Source organism: Rhodococcus sp. NPDC059179 (genome assembly GCF_042754885.1).
Taxonomy (GTDB): domain Bacteria; phylum Actinomycetota; class Actinomycetes; order Mycobacteriales; family Mycobacteriaceae; genus Rhodococcus_G.
The window spans coordinates 671,777-694,307 of sequence record NZ_JBHZBV010000002.1 but is presented as its reverse complement, the minus strand read 5'-3'; the positions used below and the strand labels follow the sequence as shown (position 1 = coordinate 694,307).

Below are 22,531 nucleotides of genomic sequence, written 5' to 3'. Positions count from 1 at the left end.
ACCTGACCGAGGACGAGGTCGACATGGTGGTCGCCGACGAACTGCGCCTGCTCGACACCGCCTCGTCTATCTCCTAGGGCTGACCTGGGAATGGCACCGTTGGTGGTGCCATTCCCAGGATCGCCCGCCAATTCGCTGCGCGCAGAGCGGTTTCCGTCAGCGCGTCGACCGCAGCTCCGCGGGTGTGCTCGGATTCGGCCCGCTCGATCACCGATCGCCAGGCGACCGCGGTGTCGGCCTCGACCTGTACCGCCAACCGGATCGCGGTGATCGGATCGACGACCGGGAACGGCACGGTGTAGCCCGAATCGGCCGCGGGCGCGCGCACCCCGGCTGCGGTGAGCGCGTCGATCGTGGCGTCGCGCCTGGCCCGGTGCGCGGCGGCGTCGGCTGAGATGTCTCCGATCCGGGCGGGGTTCGAGAAGGCGGCGATGAGGCCGTAGGCGTAGACGGCGGCGTGTTCGGCGGTCAACGCGTCGACCAGGGCCTGCTGCTCCGGCCCGAGTGACTGGTTGGGGCTGGGGGAAGTCACAGCAGCAACACCGCCTGCTGCGTCGCGACGGCAGCGCTGACCGAGCCCAGCAGCCCGGCACGGTAGCCGGACAGGCGACGGGCCAGGCCCGCGGCCTCGCGCTGTGAGTCGGCGAGTTGGGTGCGCAGCTGGTCGATGGTCGGCGGAGGCGGGGCCGGTTCGGTGGGGGCACCGGTCGGGCTGGGCGAGGGCATCGATGACGGATCGACTCCGGCGGCTCGCGCGACCTCGGCCGAGAGTGCGTCCGCATGGGCCCCGCGCTCGCCTGCGATCACGCTCAGCGCCCCTGCCCGCTCGGGTGCGAGCGCGGCAGCGGCGGTCGCGGTGGCCGCGTCCCGACGCGCCGATTCCGCCGCCGAGATCAGCGGATCCGGTTCGTCGGAGTCGCGGTCGGTGGAGCCGGTCGCGCAGCCGACGGACAGCGAGAGCGCGGTCAGGCCGACCGTCGCGGCACCCGCGATCCGAAAGGCCGAACGCCGGGAGATCGGTGACGGGGTGACGGCTACAGGCACCGGACCATCTTGTCAGGTGCCCCGTCGATCGCGGGCACCCAGGCTGGTCACGAAGCCGTCGAATGCGCGATATCCTTGGTCATCGCGCTGACCACAACTTCAACGAGGAGCTCCACTGATGCCGGTTCCGCCGAAGGAGAGGGTGATCGAGCTTCTCTCCGATCTGGTTCATCGCCAGGGATACGACCTGGAGGATGTGGTCGTCACCCTCGCGGGCAAGCACAGCGTCGTCCGCGTGATGGTCGACAGTGACACCGGACTCGACCTCGATGATGTCGCAGAGCTCAGCCGGGCGATCTCCGAGACCTTCGATGCCACACCCGAATTCGGGGAGGCGCCGTACACGCTCGAGGTCACCTCGCCCGGGATCGACCGACCGTTGACCCAGGACCGGCACTGGCGCCGGGCACGCGGCCGCAAGGTCCGCATCGACCTCGCGGACGAGAGCCTGACCGGTCGCATCGGCGCGCTCGGCGACGGTGTGATCGCGATCGTGCTGCCCGGCAAGGGCGGTCCGTCGGTGCGCGAGATCGCGCTCGCCGACATCGGTTCGGCGGTCGTGCAGGTGGAGTTCTCGCCGCCGAACGAGCGCGAGCTCGAACTGGCGGGTGGCGTCGCCGAGGGTCGTGTGGCTTCGGCGCAGCTCGACGAAACAGATTTTCAGGTTGATGAAGATGAAGAGGTAGAGGGGTAGACAAGTGAATATCGACATTGCTGCGCTGCGCGCGATCGAGGTGGAGAAGGGCATTTCCGCCGGCACCATCATCGCGGCGATCCAGACGGCGTTGCTGACCGCGTATCGCCACACGGAGGGCCACCGCGCGCATGCGCGGATCGACGTGGACACCAAGACCGGTGTCGTCCGGGTCATGACCCACGAGGCCGACGCCGACGGAAACATGATCGGTGAAGAGGTCGACGACACCCCGGAGGGTTTCGGCCGGATCGCCGCGACCACCGCCCGCCAGGTGATCCTGCAGCGCCTGCGTGACGCAGAGCACGAGCGCAGCTTCGGCGAATTCTCCACGCACGAAGGCGAAATCGTCGGCGGCATCATCCAGCGCGACACCCGGGCCAATGCCCGCGGCATGGTCGTCGTGCACATCGGCAGCGAGGCCAGCGGCGCGGAGGGCATCATCCCGGCGGCCGAGCAGGTGCCGGGGGAGAGCTACGAGCACGGCGAGCGGATCAAGTGCTACGTCGTCGGGGTCACCCGCGGCCAGCGCGGCCCGCAGATCACCCTGTCCAGGACCCACCCGAACCTGGTCCGCAAGTTGTTCGCGCTCGAGGTCCCGGAGATCGCGGACGGTTCGGTCGAGATCATCGCCGTCGCCCGTGAGTCCGGTCACCGCTCGAAGATCGCCGTCCAGTCACGGGTTCAGGGCCTCAATGCCAAGGGCGCGTGCATCGGTCCGATGGGCCAGCGGGTGCGCAATGTGATGAGCGAACTCGCGGGCGAGAAGATCGACATCATCGACTACGACCCCGATCCGGCCCGGTTCGTCGGAAACGCACTCTCCCCGTCGAAAGTGGTGTCGGTCACAGTCGTGGACGCGGATGCACGTGCCGCCCGGGTGGTCGTCCCCGATTTCCAGTTGTCCCTTGCCATCGGCAAGGAAGGGCAAAATGCCCGCCTGGCAGCGCGGTTGACGGGATGGCGAATCGACATCCGCAGCGACGCCGAACCCGCCGCGGATCGGCCCGCCGGACCCGCTCCCACGCGTGTCTAGGGGCGCTATGCGCGAAACTGGCCCGAACAGCGGTAGAGTGGTCAATGGCTCAGCATGAGTTGTCGGCACAGGCGCGTGCGCAATCCGGTGAACCGGTCCGTACGTGCATCGGGTGCCGTAAACAATCGCTGGCCGCTGATCTGCTGAGGATCGTCGCGCAAGAGGTGCAGCCGCAGGGCTGGACGCTGGTGCCCGACCCGCGACGCAGACTCCCGGGGCGAGGTGCCTGGTTGCACCCCGACCCGCAGTGTCTGAGTCAGGCCGAGAAGCGCCGAGCATTCGGCAGAGCACTGCGAGTGTCCGGAGGTCTGGACACGGCGGCCCTCGATCACATGATCGAATCGCTCCCACAACAGAGCAGTACCTCTCGAGAAGTCAGGCAAACACAAACATGAGCACACCGTGAAGCACCAGCGATGATCGTCCATCGGAGATAACCCGAGGTCGTGCGGGCACCCAGCCGCGCTCGACCTCTCAGTGAGGAGAGCAGTGGCAGGCAAGGCCCGCGTGCACGAGTTGGCAAAAGAACTCGGTGTCACAAGCAAGGAACTACTCGCGCGGCTCAAGGAGCAGGGCGAATTCGTGAAGTCGGCGTCCTCGACCGTTGAGGCCCCGGTTGCACGGCGCATCAGGGAGTCATTCCCCGGCGCAAAGTCGGCGGATGCCGAAGCAGCGAAGCCCCAGGCCCCGTCGCCAAGCGCGGCGAAGCCCGGTGCGCCGCGCCCCGGCCCGAAGCCGGCGCCGCCCGCTCCGGCGGCCCCGGCCCAGCCGGTCGCCCCCGTGGCCCCGGCCGCGCCCGCCCCCGTCGCCGCCCAGCCGGCGCCGCGTCCGGCCGCACCCGCGGCACCGGTCCCGGCGGCTCCCGCAGCACCGGCGCCCGCGGCTCCGGCCGCACCCGTCGCTCCGGCGGCGAGCGCGGCACCTGCGGCTCCCGCAGGTCCGAAGCCCGGACCGAAGGCGCCGCGCGTCGGTAACAACCCGTACTCCTCGGCACCGGCGGAGCGCCCCGCGCCCCGTCCGGCGCCCGGCGCACCCCGCCCCGGCGGACCGCGTCCCGCACCCGGCCAGGGCGGTCCCCGCCCCGCGCCCGGCGCCCCGCGCCCGGCCGCAGGTCAGGGCGGTCCCCGTCCGGCTCCCGGCCAGGGCGGACCGCGTCCGAGCCCCGGCTCGATGCCTCCGCGCCCGAACCCGGGTGCCATGCCGTCTCGTTCGGCTCGTCCCGCTCCCGGTGCCGGTCGGCCCGGTGGTCCGGGTGGTCGTCCCGGTGGTCCGGGCGGTCGTCCGCCCGGTGGCGGCGGCTACCGCGGTGGCGGAGCTCCCGGTGCAGGTGCAGGCGCGGGCGCTCCCGCCGGTGGCGCTCCCGCCGGTGGCTTCCGCGGTCGTCCCGGTGGCGGCGGTGGCCGTCCCGGCCAGCGCGGTGCCGCGGCCGGTGCGTTCGGTCGTCCCGGTGGCGCGGTCCGTCGTGGTCGTAAGTCGAAGCGGGCGAAGCGCGCCGAGTACGAAAGCATGCAGGCGCCCGCCGTCGGCGGCGTCCGTCTGCCCCGCGGCAACGGCGAGACCATCCGTCTGGCCCGCGGCGCATCGCTCTCCGACTTCGCGGACAAGATCGACGCGAACCCGGCAGCACTCGTGCAGGCGCTGTTCAACCTCGGCGAGATGGTCACGGCCACCCAGTCGGTGAACGACGAGACCCTTGAGCTGCTCGGCGGCGAGATGAACTACGTCGTGCAGGTCGTCAGCCCGGAGGACGAGGACCGCGAGCTGCTCGACTCGTTCGACCTCACCTACGGCGAGGATGCAGGCGGCGAGGAGGACCTCGAGTCCCGTCCGCCGGTGGTCACCGTCATGGGCCACGTCGACCACGGTAAGACCCGACTGCTCGACACGATCCGTAAGGCCAACGTCCGCGAGGGCGAGGCAGGCGGCATCACCCAGCACATCGGCGCCTACCAGGTGCTGACCGAGCTGGACGGCAACGAGCGTCTGGTCACCTTCATCGACACCCCCGGTCACGAGGCCTTCACGGCCATGCGTGCCCGTGGCGCGAAGGCCACCGACATCGCGATCCTCGTGGTCGCGGCCGACGACGGCGTCATGCCGCAGACGGTGGAGGCGATCAACCACGCCCAGGCGGCCGACGTGCCGATCGTGGTCGCGGTGAACAAGATCGACAAGGAGGGGGCAAACCCCGACAAGATCCGCCAGCAGCTCACCGAGTACGGCCTCGTCACCGAGGAGTACGGCGGAGACACCATGTTCGTCAACATCTCGGCCAAGCAGGGCACCAACATCGATGCCCTCCTGGAAGCGGTGCTGCTGACCGCGGATGCCTCCCTGGATCTGCGCGCCAACCCGGACATGGACGCACAGGGTGTCGCCATCGAGGCGCACCTCGACCGTGGCCGTGGCCCCGTCGCGACCGTGCTCATCCAGCGCGGAACCCTGCGGGTCGGCGACTCGATCGTGGCGGGCGACGCCTACGGACGCGTTCGCCGCATGGTCGACGAGCACGGCGAGGACGTCCTGGAGGCGCTCCCGTCGCGTCCCGTCCAGGTGGTCGGTTTCACCTCCGTGCCCGGTGCAGGCGACAACCTGCTCGTGGTCGACGAGGACCGGATCGCCCGGCAGATCGCGGATCGTCGTAATGCGCGCAAGCGCAACGCTCTGGCCGCGCGCAGCCGCAAGCGGATCAGCCTCGACGATCTCGATGCAGCGCTGAAGGAGACCTCGCAGCTCAACCTGATCCTCAAGGGCGACAACTCGGGCACCGTGGAGGCACTCGAGGAGGCCCTGCTGGGCATCCAGATCGACGACGAGGTGCAGTTGCGCGTCATCGACCGTGGTGTCGGCGGCGTGACCGAGACGAACGTGAACCTGGCCTCGGCCTCGAACGCGATCATCATCGGCTTCAACGTCCGCGCCGAGGGCAAGGCCACCGAGCTGGCGAACCGCGAGGGCGTCGACATCCGGTACTACTCGGTGATCTACCAGGCCATCGACGAGATCGAGAAGGCCCTCAAGGGCATGCTCAAGCCGATCTACGAAGAGGTCGAGCTGGGTACGGCCGAGATCCGTGCCATGTTCCGGTCCTCCAAGGTCGGTAACATCGCCGGCTGCCTGGTCACCTCGGGCGTCGTCAAGCGCAACGCCAAGGCCCGCCTCATCCGCGACAGCGTCGTGGTGGCGGAGACGGTCACCATCTCCTCGCTCAAGCGGGAGAAGGAGGACGTCACCGAGGTCCGCGACGGTTACGAGTGCGGCCTGACCGTGACGTACAACGACATCAAGGTCGGTGACGTGATCGCTGCGTACGAGCTCCGCGAGAAGCCGCGCGACTAGTAGCGCGACACGTGGTGTCCCGCGGGCCGATTCGGCCCCCGGGACACCCTTGAGCACGGGAGGCCTCGTTGTATCTCGGCGCTCTTGAGCTGGACATCCTGCTCGGCGACGTGCGGTCGCTCAAGGAGAAGCGGTCGGTGGTCAAACCGGTGATCGCGGCCCTGGCCCGATACGGGGTGTCCGTCGCGGAGACAGGTGAACACGACCGATACCGGCGATCGATGCTCGGTGTTGCGGTCGCGAGCGCGGACGTCGGCCACCTCAACGAGGTGCTCGACACATGTGAACGTCACGTCGCGGGCCGACCCGAGTTGCAGTTGCTCGCGGTACGGCGAAGGATCTTCGGACCCGAGGACTGACCCGGGATCCACGTGAAATCGGACCGGAGGTCCGTGTGAAACTGAATGGCTTTTACTGACGGCATCGCCGTTGTGAAGAAGGGACCACTGTCATGGCAGATCCGGCGAGGGCGCGCAAGCTGGCCAAGCGCATCGCGACGATCGTCGCGTCGGCGATCGGGGGCGAGATCAAGGACCCGCGCCTGGACTACGTCACGATCACAGACGCCAAGGTGACCGCGGACCTGCACGACGCGACGGTCTACTACACGGTGCGGGGCGTCGACCTCGAGACCGAACCCGACTACGAAGGCGCCGCGGCCGGCCTGGCGAAGGCCACCGGATCGCTGCGGTCGAAGGTGGGCGCGGGCACAGGCGTCCGGTTCACCCCGACGTTGACGTTCGTCGCCGACACCGTGCCCGATGCGGCCCGGCACATGGAGGAGCTCCTCGCCAAGGCCCGCGCGGCCGACGACGAGGTCGCCCGTGCCAGGGAGAACGCCACGCATGCTGGCGAGGCGGATCCGTACAAGGAGCCGCGGTCCGTGGATGACGAGGACGACGACCGGATCGGCGAGGACGACTAGGGTCCGGGGAATGACCGTGACCGAGCAGAACTCTGACGTGGACCTGGCCGGTGCGATCGGACTGCTGTCCGCCGCCGCCTCGGTGACCGTGCTGTGCCACATCCAGCCGGACGCGGACACCGTCGGGAGCGGGCTCGCGCTGGCAATCGTCCTCGAGCGCAAGGGCATTCCCGTTCAGGTTGCCTTCGCCCGGCCGGAGAAGCTGCCCGACTCGATGGGCGGTCTGCCAGGAGTGCATCTGTTGGTGCCGGCCGCACAGGTCAACGCGGAGGTGGACCTGCTGGTGACCGTGGACTGCGGTAGCCGTGGTCGGCTCGGGCACCTGGCCGATCGATTCGACGGTGCCCGCACCAGCCTGGTCATCGACCACCACCGCTCCAACACCCGGTACGCCGAGCACAACCTGGTCGACGATTCCGCCGAGTCGACCACCGCGATCATCGCCCGCCTGCTCGACGGGTGGGGCGTCGAGATCGACGAGGACATCGCGCACTGCCTGTACGCGGGCCTGGTCACCGACACCGGGTCCTTCCGGTGGGTCCAGCCGGGTACCCACCTGCTCGCCGAGCGGCTCATCGACACCGGTATCGACTCGACGGCGATCGCCCGTCGGTTGCTCGACACCCACCCGTTCGGCTGGCTGCCGATGCTGTCCTCGGTGCTCGGGTCGGCGCAGCTGGTCCCCGAATCCGCGGACGGACTCGGTCTCGTGTACGCCCTGCTCCGGTTCGAGGACACCGTCGGCATGCGCTCGGAGGAGATCGAGAGCGTCATCGACATCGTGCGCACCACCTCCGAGGCGGAGGTCGCGGCGGTGCTCAAGGAGACCGCACCCGGTCAGTGGTCGGTGTCGCTGCGGTCGAAGGCCGCCGTCGACGTGTCTGCCGTCGCGGGTCGGCTCGGCGGCGGCGGGCACCGCTTCGCCTCCGGGTACACCGCCGAGGGAGACAGCGAGTACGTGGTGGCCGGGCTACTCGGTGCACTGTCCGACTGACTGTGTATGAACCGTCCGCCCGCCGGATTCTTGGTCTCGCGCTGCCCGCGCTTGGCGTGCTGGCCGCGGAACCGCTGTACCTGCTCTTCGACATCGCGGTGGTCGGGCGGCTCGGGGCCCTGCCCCTCGCCGGGCTCGCCGTCGGCGGGCTGATCCTGGCTCAGGTCAGCACCCAGCTCACCTTCCTGTCCTACGGCACGACCGCCCGCGCGGCCCGGATGCATGGGTCCGGCGACGAGCCCGGTGCGGTCCGTGAGGGCGTGCAGGCCACCTACCTCGCAGCGGGCATCGGGCTCGCGATCGTCGCGGTGGTCCAACTTCTCGCCGAGCCCGTCACGTCACTGATCGCCGGCGGCGGCGACATCGCCGCGGAGGCACTCTCGTGGCTGCGCATCGCGGTGTTCGGTGCGCCGCTGATCCTGGTGGCGATGGCGGGCAACGGCTGGATGCGTGGGGTCCAGAACACGCTGCGACCGTTGCGCTTCGTCCTGGTGGGGCTCGGGCTGTCCGCGGCCGCGTGCCCGATCCTGGTGCACGGCCTGCTCGGTGCACCGCGCTGGGAATTGGTCGGCTCCGCGGTCGCCAATGTCGTCGGGCAGGCGGTCACCGCGGGGTTCTTCGCCGCGGCGCTCATCCGGTCCGGGGTGCCGCTGCGGCCTGACCTTGCGGTGATGCGGGCCCAGGTGGTGCTCGGCCGGGACCTGATTCTGCGGAGCCTCGCGTTCCAGGCCTGCTTCCTCTCCGCCGCGGCGGTCGCGGCGCGCTTCGGCGCGGCCGCCGTCGCCGCGCATCAGGTGGTGCTGCAGCTGTGGAACCTGGTCGCGCTGACCCTGGACTCGCTCGCGATCGCCGCCCAGACGCTGGTCGGGGCGGCGCTCGGCGCGGGACGGGCGGCGCAGGCGAGGGGGCTCGCGCGCCGGCTCACCGAGTGGTCCACGGTGTTCGCGGTGGCGCTGGCCGCGGCGTTCGCCCTCGGGCACACCGTGCTCCCGGCGTTGTTCACCGACGATGCCGCCGTGATCGACCAGATCGACGTGATCTGGTGGTTCTTCGTCGCGATCATGCCGGTCGCCGGGGTGGTCTTCGCATTGGACGGGGTGCTGCTCGGTGCGGGTGACGCGCCGTTCCTCAGGAACGCGACGCTCGGCTGTGCGATCGTCGGGTTCCTGCCACTCATCTGGCTGTCGCTGGTGCAGGACTGGGGTCTGGCGGGAATCTGGACGGGGCTTACGGTGTTCATGGTGCTGCGGATGCTGGCCGTCGTGTGGCGGGTTGCTTCCGGGCGATGGGCTGTGACCGGCGCCGACATTCAGGCGGGAAGGTAGGGCACGTGACACGGAAGCTGTGGGCGGTCAGCGACACCCATGTGGGGCATCGCGGGAATCGCCCGATCACCGAGGAGCTGTACCCGGAATCGCCGGAGGACTGGCTGATCCTGGCCGGCGACGTCTCGGAGAAGACCGATGACATCGCCTGGGCGCTGAAACTGCTGCGCAGCCGGTTCGAGAAGGTGATCTGGGTGCCCGGTAACCACGAGCTGTGGACCACGGCGAAGGATCCCGTCCAGATCCATGGCGCGGCCCGGTACGACTATCTGGTCGCCATGTGCCGTGAGCTCGACGTGATCACCCCCGAGGACCCCTACCCGGTGTGGGAGGGCGAGGGCGGCCCGGCCACGCTGGTGCCGATGTTCCTGCTCTACGACTACACGTTCCGGCCGCCGGGCTCGATCTCCAAGTCGCACGCGCTGAAGATCGCGCGGGACAAGAACGTGGTCGCCACCGACGAGTTCCTGCTCTCGTGCGAGCCGTACAGCACCAGGGAGGCCTGGTGTCACGCCCGGGTTGAGTCGACCAGGGCCCGGCTCGATGCGTTGGACCCCACCATCCCGACGGTCCTGATCAATCACTTCCCACTGGTCCGCGAGCCCACCTCGGTGCTGTTCTATCCGGAGTTCTCGCTGTGGTGCGGAACCGTGCTGACCGCCGACTGGCACACCCGGTACAACGCCATCTGCAGCGTCTACGGCCACCTGCACATCCCACGCACCACCTACTACGACGGCGTCCGCTTCGAGGAGGTGTCGCTCGGCTATCCGCGCGAGTGGCAGCGTCGCGGGATGCCCGAGCGGTTGTTGCGGCAGATCCTGCCGGTACCCGAGTACGCGCCCGGCACGCTGAACAAGTGGGGCGGTCACTTCAAGGTCACCCCGGAGCAGGAAGCCGAGTTCGATGCGATGAGGGCGGGGCGCGCATGATCGAGAAGATTCTGCCGAGTGGAGTCGCCTACGCCGAGCTGTTCGAGGATCCGCCGGGACTGGTCCCGCACCCGCAGGAGGAGGCGCTGGTCGCCAGGGCGGTGGACAAGCGCCGACGCGAGTTCACCAGCGCGCGACACTGCGCGCGGGTCGCGATGGGCAAGCTCGGCATGGAGCCGGCCCCGATCCTGAAGGGGGAGCGGGGCGTTCCGCTGTTCCCGCGCGGGGTCGTCGGCAGCCTGACGCATTGCGACGGCTACCGCGGCGCGGTGCTGGGCTACTCGATGCAGGTGCGGTCGGTCGGCATCGACGCGGAACCGCACGGCCCGCTGCCGGACGGCGTCCTCGATGCGGTGAGCCTGCCGGAGGAGCGCACCGCGATCGCGGCGTCCGACGAGGGCGCCGTGCACTGGGACCGGCTGCTCTTCTGCGCCAAGGAGGCCACCTACAAGGCCTGGTTCCCGCTGACCGGGCGCTGGCTCGGCTTCGAGGACGCGCACATCACCTTCACATTGGCCGACGCCGCGGCCGGTGCCGCGTCGGGCACATTCCACTCGAAGCTGCTGGTACCGGGGGAGACGGTGTCGGGCCCGCCGTTGGCGTCGTTCGACGGTCGCTGGATGGTCGCCGATGGCCTGGCGATCACCGCGATCACCGTCCAGTAGTCTCGAAACCCGTGTCTTCCCACCGCAAACCGTCCTCCGGCCTCGTTGGCGCCGGGCTGCTGATCGTCGACAAGGACGCGGGGATGACCAGCCACGACGTCGTGGCGCGGTGTCGCAAGATCCTGAACACGCGCAAGGTCGGGCACGCGGGCACCCTCGATCCGATGGCCACCGGCGTGCTGGTGCTCGGCATCGAGCGGGCCACCAAGATGCTCGGGCTGCTGGCCCTGACCACCAAGGCGTACACCGCGACCATCCGGCTGGGCCAGGCGATGACCACCGACGACGCCGAGGGCGAGCTGATCTCGCAGGCCGACGCGGCCGCCGTCACCGACGCCGAGATCGCGGCCGTGATGGGCACGCTGACCGGTGACATCTCGCAGGTGCCTGCCAGCGTCAGCGCGATCAAGGTGGACGGGCAGCGGGCGCACAAGCTGATCCGGGCAGGCGAGGAGTTCGAGCTCAAGGCCAGGCCCGTCACGGTGGACCGGTTCGAGCTGACCGCGACCCGGCGCGAGGGAATGTTCATCGATCTCGACGTGGAGGTCGAGTGCTCGTCCGGCACCTACGTCCGGGCGTTGGCCCGCGATCTGGGCGCCGCGCTTGGCGTCGGCGGCCACCTGACCGTCCTGCGGCGCACCCGAGTCGGGCCGTTCACCCTGGAACACGCGCGCACCCTCGAGCAGCTGGCCGAGGATCCGGCGGTCAGCCTCGACATCGACCAGGCCGCTCAGACCGCGTTCGCGCACCGGCAGATCGACGCCGCCCAGGCGGAGTCGATCAGCCAGGGGCGCTGGCTCGAGCCGGTCGGGATCCCGGGCACCTACGCGGCGATCGACCCGAGCGGGCACACCATTGCGCTGCTGCAGGAGCGCGGCAGGCGGGCGAGCTCGGTGATGGTGGTGCGTCCGGCGACGCTACGCGGGCACTGACGTAACCCGGTCAGCCCTCGACGAGCCAGATCGCCTCGGCCGCGGGATTGCCCAGGTCGACGGTCTCGTCGCCGGCGTCCCCGAGCCGGACGGAGACGGTGCCCGCGAAGTCGCGCCGCTCGATCACGGTGATCCTCAGGTCGAGGGCGATCCCCACCGAGTCGAAGTAACGCAACATCGCCGGATCGGCGTCGGAGATCCGCGCCACCGTGCCGCTCTGGCCGTCCGTGAAATCGCTGAGCTGACGAGCGGGAGGGGTCGGGATGGCGCCGTCGGCCGTCGGGATCGGGTCGCCGTGCGGGTCCCGTTCCGGGTGGCCCAGCTTGGCGTCGATCCGGGCGATCATCAGCTCCGAGACCGCGTGCTCGAGCACCTCGGCCTCGTCGTGCACCTCGTCCCAGCCGTAGCCGAGCTCATTGACCAGGAAGGTCTCGATCAGGCGATGCCTGCGGACCATGCCGATCGCTGCCGCCCGTCCCCGGTCGGTCAACGCGATCGAGCCGTACCGGGCGTGGTCGACCAGGCCCTGTCCCGCGAGCTTGCGGATGGCCTCGGACACCGTCGACGCCGACACCCCGATCTTCTCGGAGAGCATTTTCGTCGAGACGTGCTCGCCGGACCATTCGCCCGCCGTCCAGATCACCTTGAGGTAGTCCTGTGCGACGGTGGTCAGGGATTCCGGTGCCGCCGCATTCCCCGTCTCGATCGGTCCACTCTTACTCTCGGCCACGATCATGAGCTTAGGCAATGCACGTCTGCGGGCATACGCCGACACTCTCGGGACCCGCAGTCGGGGGATCGGACCAGGGGGGTGGCCGGCGCATAGGGGGTGGTGACCCCGGCCGGCCCCTAATCTCCCCCTAACGTGGGAGCGCCATCTCGGAACCGTTCGTTTCCGCTGGTATCAATATGCGATGACCTCCACGATGACGACCGACACGCTGATTGTCTCGGGTTGCTCCGCAGATACCGCGCAGGCACCGACCGCCCGGCTGACCGCCGAGCAGCGGCGCACGCAACTGCTCGAGTGTGCGCTCGACCTTGCCGAGCGCGGCGGTATCGGCGCCGTCACCGTGCGCGCGATCGCACGGGAGGCGGGCATCTCGCTCGGCATGGTGCATTACTGCTTCGCGAGCAAGGAAGTGATGCTGACGGAGATGGCCGAGCGGCTGGTGCTCGAGTTGAGCACGGCCTCGCAGATGGTCCTCGCGGCCGTCGGTGATGCGCCGCAAGCGCCCGGCCGTGCGGGCCTACGCGATCTGGTGCTGGTCGGGCTGAACGCCATGTGGTCGATCGTCGAGGCGAACCCGAACCGCCGGTTGCTGACCTACGAGATCGCCACGCACGCCCTCCGCCTGCGTGCGGCCGGGTCGTCGGTGGCCGGCGACATCGCAGGCGACCAGTACCGGATCATGGACAACGAGGTCAGGGCGTTTCTCGACGAGTGCGCGGTCCGCACCGGGATGACGTGGGCGGAGCCGGTCGCGAGGATCGCGCACCGGAGCCTGTCCATTGTCGACGGCCTGGTCCTGCGCTGGTTGGTCGACCGGGACACCGATGCGATCGCCGCGGAACTCGGCCAGGTCGCGACCGCCATCGCCGCGAAGGCCGTCGAGTCCTGAGCCAAACGTGACGCACATCGGCGGGGGCCGTAGGCTGCCACTCGTGCAGAGATGGCGTGGTCTCGACGAAGTACCTGCGGACTGGGGTCGTTGCGTTCTCACGATCGGCGTTTTCGATGGCGTGCACCGTGGGCACGCGCAACTGATCAGCAGGGCGGTCAAGGCGGCCAGCGAGCGCGGAATCGCAAGTGTGCTCATGACTTTCGATCCGCATCCGGCCGAGGTCGTGCGTGCGGGCAGTCACCCGGCGCAGCTGACGACGCTCGCGCGCAGGGCGGAACTGGCCGAGGAACTCGGTATCGACGTCTTCTGCGTGATGCCGTTCACCCCGGAGTTCATGAAGCTGACTCCCGAGCGCTACGTGCACGAGATCCTCGTGGAGCGATTGCACGTTGCCGAGGTCGTGGTCGGTGAGAACTTCACCTTCGGGCGCAAGGCGGCAGGCAACGTCGACCTGTTGCGCAAGACCGGGGAACGGTTCGGCTTCGCGGTTGACGGGGTCAGCCTGCTGGCCGAACACGCGGTGACCTTCTCGTCCACGTACATCCGGTCCTGCGTGGACGCGGGCGACGTCGCGGCCGCATCCGAGGCGCTCGGTCGCCCGCACCGGGTCGAGGGCGTGGTGGTGCACGGTGACGGGCGCGGTCGGAAGCTCGGCTACCCGACGGCGAACATCGCACCCCCGATGTACTCGGCCATCCCGGCGGACGGCGTGTACGCGGCCTGGTTCACGGTCCTTGGCCCTGGCCCGCTGATCGGAACCGTTGCGCCGGGCGAGCGGCACCAGGCGGCGGTGTCGGTGGGCACGAACCCGACGTTCTCCGGCCGGACCCGCACGGTCGAGGCCTTCGTGCTCGACGGCGAGGCCGACCTGTACGGCCAGCACGTGGCGGTCGACTTCGTCGAGCGTCTGCGCGGCATGGAGAAGTTCGACTCGGTCGATGCGCTCGTCGAGGAGATGGGCCGGGACGCACAGCGCGCGCGAGAGATCCTGCTCGAGGCGGACCTGCGCCACGGCGAGTAGTTCACCCCATCTGTGCTGGTAGTATCTCCTCTCGGTGTGTGCTGCGGTGCGCGGTGGCCGCACCAACGTGGACCCCGGTCCTCGTTCCAATCACGCGGACGTCAGTTACAGGAGATTCACAGTGGCGTTGACCACCGAAGAGAAGAAGGCCGTGCTCGGCGAGTACGGACTGCACGAGACCGACACCGGTTCGCCGGAGGCGCAGGTGGCGATGCTCACCAAGCGCATCGTCGACCTCACCGAGCACCTGAAGAAGCACAAGCACGACCACCACTCCCGCCGCGGCCTGCTGCTGCTGGTCGGACGCCGTCGTCGTCTGCTCAAGTACGTTCAGAAGGTGGACATCGCGCGTTACCGTTCGCTGATCGAGCGTCTGGGCCTGCGTCGATAGTTCGGAGCGCACGGTGACCCGCGACACGTTGCGGGCCACTTGGACGTGAACTTCCCGGTAGCCAGCGAGGCGAGTGCATAGACTTGGTCTCGCTGGCTACCGGCGTTTTTTGCACCACCCCGGATCCACGGGATCCAGCCGTACGTACCTGAAGCCGCGATGTTCCCGCCCGCCTCGGGCGCAGGACCGTCGTGAAGGTGCGCGTCGCAGCCAGGAGGGCTGCGCCGCCCACGCGGATACGGCAAAGACGAGAGGACGAGAAGAGAAAAGATGACAGAGAATTCCGCAGTAGAGGTCGACGAGGGCGTGTTCGAATCCACCGCCGTGATCGACAACGGGAGCTACGGCACCCGCACCATCCGTTTCGAGACCGGTCGTCTCGCGCAGCAGGCGGCAGGCGCCGTCGTCGCCTACCTGGACGACGAGACCATGCTGCTGTCGGCCACCACGGCCAGCAAGCACCCCAAGGAGCACTTCGACTTCTTCCCCCTGACGGTGGATGTCGAGGAGCGCATGTACGCCGCGGGCCGCATCCCCGGCTCGTTCTTCCGTCGCGAGGGTCGTCCCTCCACCGACGCGATCCTGACCTGCCGTCTGATCGACCGGCCGCTGCGCCCGTCCTTCGTCGACGGCCTGCGCAACGAGATCCAGGTCGTCGTCACGGTCCTGAGCCTCGACCCGAAGGACCTCTACGACGTGGTGGCGATCAACGCCGCGTCCGCGTCCACCCAGATCGCCGGCCTGCCGTTCTCCGGCCCCGTCGGTGGCGTGCGGGTTGCGCTGATCACCTCGGACGAGAACAAGGCCGGCCAGTGGGTCGCGTTCCCGACCGTCGAGCAGCTCGAGAACGCCGTCTTCGACATGGTCGTCGCCGGCCGCATCGTCTCCGGTTCCGGTGACGACGCCGACGTCGCGATCATGATGGTCGAGGCCGAGGCCCCCTCGCATGTCATCAGCCTGATCGACGGCGGCGCGCAGGCACCGACCGAGGCGATCGTGGCCGAGGGCCTCGAGGCCGCCAAGCCGTTCATCGCGCGGCTGTGCACCGCTCAGCAGGCGCTCGCCGCCAAGGCCGCCAAGCCGACCGGCGATTACCCGGTGTTCCCGGCCTACCAGGACGACGTCTTCGCCGCAGTGGAGAAGGCCGCCGCCGAGAAGCTCACCGCCGCACTCACCATCGCGGGCAAGCAGGAGCGCGACGACAAGACCGACGAGGTCAAGGTCGAGGTGCTCGAGCTGGTGGCCCCGAACTTCGAGGGTCGCGAGAAGGAGATCGGCGCGGCGTTCCGCTCGCTGACCAAGAAGCTCGTGCGCCAGCGGATCCTCAAGGACCACTTCCGCATCGACGGCCGCGGCATCACGGACATCCGTTCGCTGTCGGCCGAGGTCGCGGTCATCCCGCGGGCCCACGGCTCCGCCCTGTTCGAGCGTGGCGAGACCCAGATCATGGGCGTCACCACCCTCGACATGGTCAAGATGGCGCAGCAGATCGACTCGCTGGGACCCGAGACCAGCAAGCGGTACATGCACCACTACAACTTCCCGCCGTACTCCACCGGTGAGACCGGTCGTGTCGGGTCGCCGAAGCGTCGCGAGATCGGCCACGGCGCGCTCGCCGAGCGCGCCCTGATGCCGGTGCTGCCGAGCCAGGACGAGTTCCCGTACGCGATCCGTCAGGTCTCCGAGGCGCTCAGCTCCAACGGGTCCACCTCGATGGGCTCCGTCTGCGCCTCGACGCTGTCGCTGCTCAACGCCGGTGTGCCGCTGAAGGCCCCGGTCGCGGGCATCGCCATGGGTCTGGTTTCCGACCAGGTCGACGGTGAGACCCGGTACGTGGCGCTGACCGACATCCTCGGCGCCGAGGACGCGTTCGGCGACATGGACTTCAAGGTCGCGGGCACCAAGGACTTCGTCACGGCGCTGCAGCTGGACACGAAGCTCGACGGCATCCCGTCCAAGGTCCTGGCGGGCGCGCTCTCGCAGGCGCACGACGCCCGCACCACCATCCTGGAGGTCATGGCCGAGGCCATCGACACCCCGGACGAGATGAGCCCGTTCGCCCCGCGCGTCACGGCCATCAAGGTGCCCGTCGACAAGATCGGCGAGGTCATCGGGCCCAAGGGCAAGATGATCAACTCGATCACCGAGCAGACCGGTGCGAACATCTCCATCGAGGACGACGGCACCGTGTTCGTCGGCGCCACCGATGGACCGTCTGCGCAGGCCGCGATCGACATGATCAACGCCATCGCCAACCCGCAGCTGCCCAAGGTGGGCGAGCGTTTCCTCGGCACGGTCGTCAAGACCACCGCCTTCGGCGCGTTCGTCTCGCTGCTCCCGGGCCGCGACGGACTGGTGCACATCTCGAAGCTGGGCAACGGCAAGCGGATCGCCAAGGTCGAGGACGTCGTGAACGTCGGCTCCAAGATCCGGGTCGAGATCGCGGACATCGACAACCGCGGCAAGATCTCGCTGGTCCCCGTCGAGGACGAGGCCGCCGAGGCCCCGGCCGAGACGGAAACCGACGCCTAGTTCGTCGAGTTCGAACACGAGGTGCCCTCGACCCAACGGGTCGGGGGCACCTCGTGTTTCGGGGCCGTGACGGGAAAGTTGCGCCTCAAATGCGTGTTTCGCACTGCGAAGAACGATCACAAGTGCTTTCCTGGACAGGTGAACTCAGGGACTCCTGTATTCGACAAATCGGCCCAGGTTCGGAACTTGGTTCTGGCGACCTGGACGTCGACAATCTGCTTCTGGGCCTGGAACATGATCGGGCCGATGTCCACCACGTACGCCGACCGCCTGGATCTGAGCAGTTCGCAGGCGTCGATGCTGGTGGCGACGCCCATCCTGGTCGGTTCGCTCGGCCGGATCGTGACCGGACCGCTCACCGACCGATACGGCGGCCGGGTTCTGTTCATCTTCGTCGCCCTCGCGTCGATCGTGCCGGTGCTCGCCGTCGGGTTCGCCGCCGAGGCCGATTCGTATGTGATGCTGCTCGTTTCGGGGTTCGTGCTTGGCGTCGCGGGCACGGTGTTCGCCATCGGCATCCCGTTCGCGAAATCCTGGTACGAGTCGAGTCGCCACGGCTTCGCGACCGGCGTGTTCGGTGCAGGCATGGTGGGCACCGCACTGTCGGCGTTCTTCACCCCGCGCTTCGTCCGCTGGTTCGGGTTGGTCCCGACTCACATCATCATCGCCGTCGCGCTTGCGGCCACCGCCGGCCTGTGTGTGGCGTTCATGAGGGAGTCTCCTGGCTTTGCCCCCAACTCGGAGCCGGTGGTGCCCAAACTCGTCGCGGCCGCGAAACTCGGTGTGACATGGGAGATGTCGTTCCTGTACGCCATCGTGTTCGGCGGCTTCGTGGCGTTCAGCAACTACCTGCCGACCTACATCAAGACGATCTACGACTTCTCGGCGGTTGACGCAGGCACCAGGACCGCTGCGTTCGCTCTTGCCGCGGTGATCGCCCGGCCGATCGGCGGATCGCTCTCGGACCGCATCTCGCCGAAGTGGGTCGTGCTTGCCTCGCTGGCCGGTACCGGGGCGCTCGCGGTGGTAGCGGCGTTCCAGCCGCCGCCGGACTTCTGGTCGGCGGTCACGTTCACCGCGCTCGCGATCTTCCTCGGCATCGGCACCGGCGGTGTCTTCGCCTGGGTGGCGCGCCGGTCGCCCGCCAAGAGTGTCGGCAGCGTGACCGGAATCGTCGCTGCCGCAGGCGGACTCGGCGGTTACTTCCCCCCGCTCATCATGGGCGCGACCTACGACGAAGCCGACAACGACTACACCGTCGGCCTGCTCCTGCTGGCCCTGACCGCGGCTGTCGCGCTGGTGTACACCGCGGTCAAGCTCTCCAGCCGTGAACCAGAGGCTGTGACAGCGCACCAGAAATCCTGACGTATCCGACGCGAAGGAGATCACGTGGCAGCCAGCACCGGTACCGGAGGTTCGGCGGAGGAACTGCTACTGCGGAGCGGGCGGTTCTTCGCCCCGGGGAAATTCTCCTCGGACCTGCGCACGGTGACCCGCGAGGGCGGCCGCGAGGGCGATGTCTTCTACCGGGACAGGTGGAGTCACGACAAGGTGGTGCGGTCCACGCACGGCGTCAACTGCACCGGGTCCTGCTCGTGGAAGATCTACGTCAAGGACGGGATCATCACCTGGGAGACCCAGGAAACCGACTACCCCTCGGTCGGCCCGGACCGTCCCGAGTACGAGCCGCGCGGGTGCCCGCGCGGGGCGGCCTTCTCCTGGTACACGTATTCGCCCACGCGCGTGCGGTATCCGTATGGCCGCGGGGTGCTCGTCGAGATGTACCGCGAGGCCAAGGCGCGTCTCGGCGACCCGGTGGACGCCTGGGCTGACATCCAGGCCGACCCGGAGCGCCGCCGCCGCTACCAGCGGGCCCGCGGCAAGGGCGGACTGGTGCGGATCACCTGGGAGGAGGCCACCGAGATGGTGGCCGCCGCGCACGTACACACCATCAAGACCTACGGCCCGGATCGGGTGGCGGGCTTCTCGCCGATCCCCGCGATGTCGATGGTCTCGCATGCGGCGGGCGCGCGGTTCGTGGAGTTGCTCGGCGGCGTCATGACCTCGTTCTACGACTGGTACGCGGACCTGCCCGTCGCGTCGCCGCAGGTGTTCGGCGACCAGACCGACGTGCCCGAGTCCGGCGACTGGTGGGACGCGTCATACCTGCTGATGTGGGGGTCCAACGTCCCGGTCACCCGGACCCCGGACGCGCACTGGATGACCGAGGTTCGGTACCGCGGCTCCAAGGTGGTCTCGATCAGCCCGGACTACGCGGACAACACGAAGTTCGCCGACGAGTGGATGCCGTGCGCGGCGGGCACCGACGGCGCGATGGCGATGGCCATGGGTCACGTCATCTTGAAGGACTACTTCATCGAGCGGCGGGTGCCGTTCTTCGTGGACTTCGCGCAGAAGTTCACCGACCTGCCGTTCCTGGTCAAGCTCGAGGAGCGCGACGGGGCCTATGTCGCGGGAAAGCACCTGATGGCCTCCGACCTGGGACAGACGGTGGAGGGGGCGAATCTCAAGCCGGTGCTCATCGACGGCAGCACCGGGGAGGCAGCCGTCCCGAACGGCTCCCTTGGTCACCGGTACACGGAATCCGGCATGGGCAAGTGGAACCTGGACCTGGAGGGGATCGTCCCGCATCTGACCATGGCGGATTCGGCTGGGGAGTCCGTCGAACTGCTCATGACCGGCTTCGACAGCGTGGACGGCACGGCCGGGGTCTTGCGCAGGGGAGTGCCGATCCGCCGGGTGGGCGGGCACCTGGTGTGCACCATCTTCGACCTGCTGCTGGCCCAGTACGGCGTCGCGCGCCCGGGTCTGCCGGGGTTGTGGCCCACCGGGTTCGACGACCCCTCCCAGCCGTACACGCCCGCATGGCAGGAGGCGATCACCGGCGTCAGTGCCGAGCAGGTCGTCCGCGTCGCGCGGGAGATGGCCGACAACTCCGAGGAGTCGGGCGGCCGCACCATGATCATCATGGGCGCAGGCATCTGCCAGTGGTTCCACGGCGATGCCACCTACCGTGCGGTGCTCTCACTGCTGCTGCTCACGGGGTCGATGGGCCGCAACGGCGGCGGCTGGGCGCACTACGTGGGCCAGGAGAAGGTCCGCCCGATCACCGGATACAGCACGCTCGCGATGGGCCTGGACTGGAGCAGGCCCCCGCGCACCATGACCGGCACGTCGTACTGGTACACCCACACGAACCAGTGGAGCTACGACGGCTACCGGGCCGACGCGCTGTCCACGCCGCTGGGGCGCGGCCGGTTCAAGGGCAAGCACACGATGGACGTGCTCACCGCCGCGACCGCGATGGGCTGGTCCCCGTTTTTCCCGCAGTTCGACCGCTCCAGCCTCGACCTGGCGGATGAGGCGGAGAAGGCCGGTGTGGACGCCGCGGAGTACGTGGCAGGCAGGCTCGGCTCCGGCGAGCTGAAGCTCTCGGTGACGGACCCGGATGCGCCGGAGAACTGGCCGCGGGTGCTCAGCGTGTGGCGCTCGAACCTGCTGGGCTCGTCGAGCAAGGGCAACGAGTACTTCCTCAAGCACCTTCTCGGCACGTCGTCGAACCTGCGGGCCGAACGGACCCCCGGGGGGCTGCGACCGCAGAGCGTGGTCACCCGCGACGAGGTCCCCGAGGGCAAGCTCGACCTGGTGATGTCGATCGACTTCCGGATGACCTCGACCACCCTGCTCTCGGACATCGTGCTGCCCGCCGCGACCTGGTACGAGAAGTCGGACCTGTCCAGCACGGACATGCATCCGTACGTGCACGCGTTCACCCCGGCGATCGACCCGCCGTGGGAGTCCCGCTCGGACTACGAGGCGTTCGAGGCCATCGCGAAGGCGTTTTCCGTGATGGCCGCCAGGCACCTCGGGGTTCGCAGGGATGTCGTGCTCGGCACTCTGCAGCACGACACCCCCGGCGAGACGGCCTACCCGGGCGGGGTCGAGAACAACTGGCTCGAGACCGGCGCGACGCCGGTCCCCGGCAAGACGATGGGCCCGATCGCGGTGGTCGAACGCAATTACCCGGCGATCGCGGAGATGTGGGGCTCGCTCGGCCCGCTGGTGGACACGCTCGGCATGACGACCAAGGCCATCACCTTCCGCCCCGACGAGGAGGTCCGGCAGCTGGCGGAGCGCCACGGCGTGATGAGCCACGGTGTCGCGGCGGGCAGGCCCGCGCTGGATACCGACGTGAAGATGTGCGAGGCGATCCTGCTGCTCTCGGGCACCACGAATGGACGGCTCGCGGTGCAGGGCTTCCGCCAGTTGGAGCAGCGTACAGGTCAGCGACTCGCGGACCTCGCGGAGGGGGAGGAGGGCAAACGGATCACGTACGCGGACACCCAGGCGCGCCCCGTGCCGGTGATCACCAGCCCCGAGTGGTCCGGGAGTGAGCACGGCGGCCGCCGATACGCCCCGTTCACGCAGAACATCGAGCACCTCAAGCCGTTCCACACGGTCACCGGCCGGATGCACTTCTTCCAGGACCACGACTGGCTCGAGGAGATGGGCGAGCAGTTGCCGGTGTACCGGCCGCCGCTGGACCTGCACAAGCTGTTCGGCGAGCCGCAGCTCGGCGACACCGGCGAGCTGGGCCTGGCGGTGCGCTACCTGACGCCGCACTCCAAGTGGTCGATCCACTCCGAGTACCAGGACAACCTGCTGATGCTCTCGCTCTCCCGCGGCGGCCCGACCATGTGGATGAGCCCGGTCGACGCGGCCAAGATCGGTGTCGCGGACAACGACTGGATCGAGGCGGTCAACCGGAACGGCGTGCTGGTGTGCCGCGCGATCGTCTCGCACCGCATGCCCGAGGGCGTCGTGTACGTCTACCACGTCCAGGAGCGCACCATCGACGTCCCGCTGACGGAGACCACCGGCACCCGCGGCGGCATCCACAACTCGCTGACCCGGGTGCTGGTCAAACCCTCGCACCTGGCGGGTGGGTACGCCCAGAACAGCTACGCCTTCAACTATCTCGGCCCCACCGGCAATCAGCGCGACGAGGTCACGATCGTCCGCCGCCGGTCCCAGGATGTGACCTACTGATGCACC

Annotated in this window: 20 protein-coding genes; 17 read left to right on the top strand and 3 right to left on the bottom strand. The window is 68.9% G+C overall.

The window, feature by feature from the left end:
• Window positions 1-73 precede the first annotated feature (73 nt).
• Together ACFXMV_RS08245 and ACFXMV_RS08240 are read right to left on the bottom strand one after the other, a co-directional pair.
• A complete protein-coding gene (locus tag ACFXMV_RS08245) occupies window positions 74-532 on the bottom strand; it encodes a ferritin-like domain-containing protein (RefSeq protein WP_378502858.1) in 459 nt (152 codons plus the stop codon).
• Complete coding sequence (locus tag ACFXMV_RS08240) at window positions 529-1,044, bottom strand: hypothetical protein (RefSeq protein WP_378501952.1); 516 nt, start codon at window positions 1,042-1,044, stop codon at window positions 529-531. Before ACFXMV_RS08240 ends, ACFXMV_RS08245 begins: the two co-directional genes overlap by 4 nt.
• A gap of 118 nt (window positions 1,045-1,162) precedes the next feature.
• Between ACFXMV_RS08240 and rimP the strand changes: the two genes are divergently transcribed.
• From rimP to truB, 11 genes are all read left to right on the top strand, one after another.
• Window positions 1,163-1,738 carry a ribosome maturation factor RimP gene (rimP, locus tag ACFXMV_RS08235; RefSeq protein WP_378501951.1) on the top strand — a complete coding sequence of 192 codons (576 nt, stop codon included), beginning with the start codon at window positions 1,163-1,165 and terminating at the stop codon, window positions 1,736-1,738.
• Window positions 1,739-1,742: 4 nt separating this feature from the next.
• The gene (gene nusA, locus ACFXMV_RS08230; RefSeq protein WP_378501950.1) at window positions 1,743-2,774 is read left to right on the top strand and encodes a transcription termination factor NusA; all 1,032 of its coding nucleotides are present in this window, start codon (window positions 1,743-1,745) and stop codon (window positions 2,772-2,774) included.
• Complete coding sequence (locus tag ACFXMV_RS08225; protein WP_378501949.1) at window positions 2,699-3,169, top strand: YlxR family protein; 471 nt, start codon at window positions 2,699-2,701, stop codon at window positions 3,167-3,169. Before nusA ends, ACFXMV_RS08225 begins: the two co-directional genes overlap by 76 nt.
• A gap of 94 nt (window positions 3,170-3,263) precedes the next feature.
• Window positions 3,264-6,113, top strand: a complete 2,850-nt coding sequence (gene infB, locus ACFXMV_RS08220) for a translation initiation factor IF-2 (RefSeq protein WP_378502857.1) — start codon at window positions 3,264-3,266, stop codon at window positions 6,111-6,113.
• A 68-nt stretch (window positions 6,114-6,181) separates the two neighbouring features.
• Window positions 6,182-6,472, top strand: a complete 291-nt coding sequence (locus ACFXMV_RS08215; RefSeq protein ID WP_378499304.1) for a DUF503 domain-containing protein — start codon at window positions 6,182-6,184, stop codon at window positions 6,470-6,472.
• Between the two features lie 92 nt (window positions 6,473-6,564).
• The gene (gene rbfA, locus ACFXMV_RS08210; protein ID WP_378499303.1) at window positions 6,565-7,038 is read left to right on the top strand and encodes a 30S ribosome-binding factor RbfA; all 474 of its coding nucleotides are present in this window, start codon (window positions 6,565-6,567) and stop codon (window positions 7,036-7,038) included.
• A 10-nt stretch (window positions 7,039-7,048) separates the two neighbouring features.
• Window positions 7,049-8,032, top strand: coding sequence for a bifunctional oligoribonuclease/PAP phosphatase NrnA (locus ACFXMV_RS08205; RefSeq protein ID WP_378499302.1), 984 nt, complete (start codon window positions 7,049-7,051; stop codon window positions 8,030-8,032).
• A 2-nt stretch (window positions 8,033-8,034) separates the two neighbouring features.
• Window positions 8,035-9,357 (top strand): MATE family efflux transporter, encoded by a 1,323-nt coding sequence (locus tag ACFXMV_RS08200; RefSeq protein ID WP_378499301.1) that lies wholly within the window; start codon window positions 8,035-8,037, stop codon window positions 9,355-9,357.
• Between the two features lie 5 nt (window positions 9,358-9,362).
• On the top strand, window positions 9,363-10,289 hold the full coding sequence (locus ACFXMV_RS08195; protein ID WP_378499300.1) for a metallophosphoesterase family protein: 927 nt from the start codon (window positions 9,363-9,365) through the stop codon (window positions 10,287-10,289).
• Window positions 10,286-10,954 carry a 4'-phosphopantetheinyl transferase Npt gene (gene npt, locus ACFXMV_RS08190; protein ID WP_378499299.1) on the top strand — a complete coding sequence of 223 codons (669 nt, stop codon included), beginning with the start codon at window positions 10,286-10,288 and terminating at the stop codon, window positions 10,952-10,954. The genes ACFXMV_RS08195 and npt overlap by 4 nt, the downstream gene beginning before the upstream one ends.
• Before the next feature lie 11 nt (window positions 10,955-10,965).
• Complete coding sequence (gene truB, locus ACFXMV_RS08185; protein WP_378499298.1) at window positions 10,966-11,886, top strand: tRNA pseudouridine(55) synthase TruB; 921 nt, start codon at window positions 10,966-10,968, stop codon at window positions 11,884-11,886.
• Between the two features lie 10 nt (window positions 11,887-11,896).
• Here truB and ACFXMV_RS08180 read toward each other — a convergent pair whose 3' ends face one another.
• Window positions 11,897-12,622, bottom strand: coding sequence for a metal-dependent transcriptional regulator (locus tag ACFXMV_RS08180; RefSeq protein ID WP_378499297.1), 726 nt, complete (start codon window positions 12,620-12,622; stop codon window positions 11,897-11,899).
• 178 nt (window positions 12,623-12,800) lie between these two features.
• Here ACFXMV_RS08180 and ACFXMV_RS08175 point away from each other — a divergent pair, with 178 nt between their 5' ends.
• From ACFXMV_RS08175 to ACFXMV_RS08150, 6 genes are all read left to right on the top strand, one after another.
• Window positions 12,801-13,508 carry a TetR/AcrR family transcriptional regulator gene (locus tag ACFXMV_RS08175; RefSeq protein ID WP_378499296.1) on the top strand — a complete coding sequence of 236 codons (708 nt, stop codon included), beginning with the start codon at window positions 12,801-12,803 and terminating at the stop codon, window positions 13,506-13,508.
• Between the two features lie 43 nt (window positions 13,509-13,551).
• Window positions 13,552-14,532, top strand: a complete 981-nt coding sequence (locus ACFXMV_RS08170) for a bifunctional riboflavin kinase/FAD synthetase (protein ID WP_378499295.1) — start codon at window positions 13,552-13,554, stop codon at window positions 14,530-14,532.
• 121 nt (window positions 14,533-14,653) lie between these two features.
• Window positions 14,654-14,923: a 30S ribosomal protein S15 gene (rpsO, locus tag ACFXMV_RS08165; RefSeq protein ID WP_097211165.1), complete on the top strand. Its 270-nt coding sequence runs from the start codon at window positions 14,654-14,656 to the stop codon at window positions 14,921-14,923.
• 270 nt (window positions 14,924-15,193) lie between these two features.
• On the top strand, window positions 15,194-17,455 hold the full coding sequence (locus ACFXMV_RS08160) for a polyribonucleotide nucleotidyltransferase (RefSeq protein WP_378502856.1): 2,262 nt from the start codon (window positions 15,194-15,196) through the stop codon (window positions 17,453-17,455).
• 138 nt (window positions 17,456-17,593) lie between these two features.
• Entirely contained in the window at window positions 17,594-18,820 is a 1,227-nt protein-coding gene (locus ACFXMV_RS08155) for a nitrate/nitrite transporter (RefSeq protein WP_378502855.1), read from the top strand.
• 24 nt (window positions 18,821-18,844) lie between these two features.
• The gene (locus tag ACFXMV_RS08150) at window positions 18,845-22,525 is read left to right on the top strand and encodes a nitrate reductase subunit alpha (protein WP_378502854.1); all 3,681 of its coding nucleotides are present in this window, start codon (window positions 18,845-18,847) and stop codon (window positions 22,523-22,525) included.
• The last annotated feature ends 6 nt before the right edge of the window (window positions 22,526-22,531 follow it).

What these genes read in the sequence shown, in the direction of transcription:
- rimP (WP_378501951.1), top strand. Translation starts at nt 1,163, where the DNA reads ATGCCGGTTCCGCCGAAGGAGAGGGTGATCGAGCTTCTCTCCGATCTG.
- ACFXMV_RS08225 (WP_378501949.1), top strand. Translation starts at nt 2,699, where the DNA reads ATGGCGAATCGACATCCGCAGCGACGCCGAACCCGCCGCGGATCGGCC.
- rbfA (WP_378499303.1), top strand. Translation starts at nt 6,565, where the DNA reads ATGGCAGATCCGGCGAGGGCGCGCAAGCTGGCCAAGCGCATCGCGACG.
- ACFXMV_RS08205 (WP_378499302.1), top strand. Translation starts at nt 7,049, where the DNA reads ATGACCGTGACCGAGCAGAACTCTGACGTGGACCTGGCCGGTGCGATC.
- npt (WP_378499299.1), top strand. Translation starts at nt 10,286, where the DNA reads ATGATCGAGAAGATTCTGCCGAGTGGAGTCGCCTACGCCGAGCTGTTC.
- ACFXMV_RS08180 (WP_378499297.1), bottom strand. Translation starts at nt 12,622, where the DNA reads ATGATCGTGGCCGAGAGTAAGAGTGGACCGATCGAGACGGGGAATGCG.
- ACFXMV_RS08175 (WP_378499296.1), top strand. Translation starts at nt 12,801, where the DNA reads ATGACCTCCACGATGACGACCGACACGCTGATTGTCTCGGGTTGCTCC.
- ACFXMV_RS08160 (WP_378502856.1), top strand. Translation starts at nt 15,194, where the DNA reads ATGACAGAGAATTCCGCAGTAGAGGTCGACGAGGGCGTGTTCGAATCC.